This window comes from Mesorhizobium sp. M7A.F.Ca.ET.027.03.2.1, from assembly GCF_003999175.1.
Taxonomy (GTDB): domain Bacteria; phylum Pseudomonadota; class Alphaproteobacteria; order Rhizobiales; family Rhizobiaceae; genus Mesorhizobium.
In genome coordinates this window covers 1-1,564 of record NZ_RZOM01001256.1, presented here as the reverse complement: position 1 = coordinate 1,564, position 1,564 = coordinate 1, and the positions used below count along the sequence as shown (strand labels likewise).

General features: G+C 62.4%; 2 protein-coding genes. One reads left to right on the top strand and one right to left on the bottom strand.

The features are described from left to right. A partial coding sequence (locus EN750_RS33585; RefSeq protein WP_127399216.1) for a substrate-binding protein occupies positions 1 to 949 on the top strand: 949 nt, incomplete at its 5' end. 43 nt (positions 950 to 992) lie between these two features. Here the strand turns inward: EN750_RS33585 and EN750_RS33580 are convergent. Next, positions 993 to 1,564 (bottom strand): thiamine pyrophosphate-dependent enzyme (locus tag EN750_RS33580; protein ID WP_245482885.1); only part of this gene is annotated, 572 nt, incomplete at its 5' end.

Genomic DNA, 1,564 nt, shown 5'->3' with positions numbered 1-1,564 from the left:
GCTCATCATCGAGGACAACCAGACCACGACCAAGGGCTCCATCGACAAGGCGCGCAAGCTCATCAACGAAGACAAGGTCGACGTGATCATGGGCACGATCATTTCGCCCGAGCGCAGCGCCACGCTGTCGGTCACCTCGAAGGCCAAGAAGCTGTTCTTCTACCCGACCAATTTCGAAGGCGGCGAATGCAACAGCTACTTCGTCGCCACCGGCCCGATCCCGATGCAGCAGGTCGACCCGATGATGCCGTGGGTGGCCGAGAACCTCGGCAAGACGATCTATGTCATGGCTTCGGACTATGCCTGGCCGCAGAAGATGACCGAGGCGATCACGGCGGCCTATGAGAAGGCCGGCGGCAAGATCATCGGCGCCGACTACTATCCGTTCGGCACCACCGATTTCGGCCCGGCCTTCCAGAAGATCAAGTCACTGAAGCCCGATGTCGTCTGGTCGATGGTGGTCGGCAACGACGCCGTCACCCAGCTCAAGCAGTATCGCAGCTTCGACATCAAGCAGCCGCTGATCGCCCCGCTCGACGAGGTCTTCAACAAGGACGCGCTGCCGCCCGGCGTGGCGGCCGGCACCTATGCACCGCAACCCTACTGGATGGCGCTGGACAACCCGGTCAACAAGAAGTTCATCTCGAGCTTCCGCGAGAAATTCGGTCAGGAGAAGATGGTCAACGGCATCGGCGAGGCCGGCTACAACGGCCTGCATCTCTATGCGCTGGCCGCCGAGAAGGCTGGATCGTTGAAGGACGATGATGTGCTGGCCGCGCTGCCGTCGATCGAGTTCGACGCACCGCAAGGCAAGATCCGTGTCGACGCCACCAACAACCACACGCTGTGCCATTCCTATGTAGGCAAGGCGGCGGCCGACGGCATCGGCTACGAGATCGCTAAGGACTTCGGCACCATCGAGCCGGTGACGCCTTACTGCAAGGTGTAGGGTCTTCCGCCCAAGCAATCCTGACGGCGGCTTGTCGCTGCCGTCAGGGCGTCTGCGGCGCTGGCAGCCGCTCGCGCAGTTCGTCGACAAGCACCCTGGTGTTTTCGGAATAGTCGATGGGCACGACGACGAGATGCACGCCGCCGCCGGTGAAGGCCTGTTCCAGCACCGGCCGCAAGTCGGTGATCTCCGCAACCCTGGTCCCCTTGGCGCCATAGGCCTCGGCATACTTGACGAAATCGGGATTGCCGAAGGTCATGCCGAAATCCGGGAACGCATCGACCGCCTGCTTCCAGCGGATCATGCCGTAGGCGTGGTCCTCGAGCAGCAGGACGACCAGGTTGAGCTTGAGCCTGACGGCGGTTTCCAGTTCCTGGCTGTTCATCATGAACCCGCCATCGCCACAGATGGCCATGACACGGCGCTGCGGATAGAGCAGTGCCGCCATCATCGCCGACGGCAAGCCCGCGCCCATGGTGGCCAGCGCATTGTCGAGCAGGATCGTGTTTGCCATGCGCGTCCGGTAGTTGCGCGCAAACCAGATCTTGTACATGCCGTTGTCGAGGGCGAGAATCCCGTCGGCCGGCATCACGGCGCGCACGTCGTGCACGATGC